The organism is Veillonella sp. ZSJB6, from assembly GCF_051549505.1.
Lineage (GTDB): Bacteria > Bacillota > Negativicutes > Veillonellales > Veillonellaceae > Veillonella.
This window is the reverse complement of sequence record NZ_JBPUGE010000152.1, coordinates 1-244: the sequence shown is the minus strand read 5'-3', so window position 1 is coordinate 244 and position 244 is coordinate 1. Positions and strand designations below refer to the sequence as shown.

Below are 244 nucleotides of genomic sequence, written 5' to 3'. Positions count from 1 at the left end.
CATGCCAGTATTCTTTTGAAGCGGCCAGAAGTGACGTACGCGACGCTCATGCGCTTTGCACCGGCACCGAACGAAGTGCCGTTTGAAGTGGCGGAGCAAGTCGAGATTCAAGTGAAATACGAAGGCTACATCTCGAAGCAGCTCGAGCAAGTCGAGAAGATGCGTCGGATGGAAGAAAAACGGATTCCGGAGAAACTCGATTACGATGCAATCGGTGGTCTTGCGACGGAAGCGAAACAAAAAC

At 51.6% G+C, this 244-nt stretch carries 1 protein-coding gene; it reads left to right on the top strand.

Going from position 1 to position 244, the window contains the following annotated elements; all coding sequences use genetic code 11:
- Positions 1-48: 48 nt before the first annotated feature.
- The coding region (locus ACSV5T_RS10245) for a hypothetical protein (RefSeq protein ID WP_438321075.1) at positions 49-244 on the top strand (196 nt) is incomplete at its 3' end.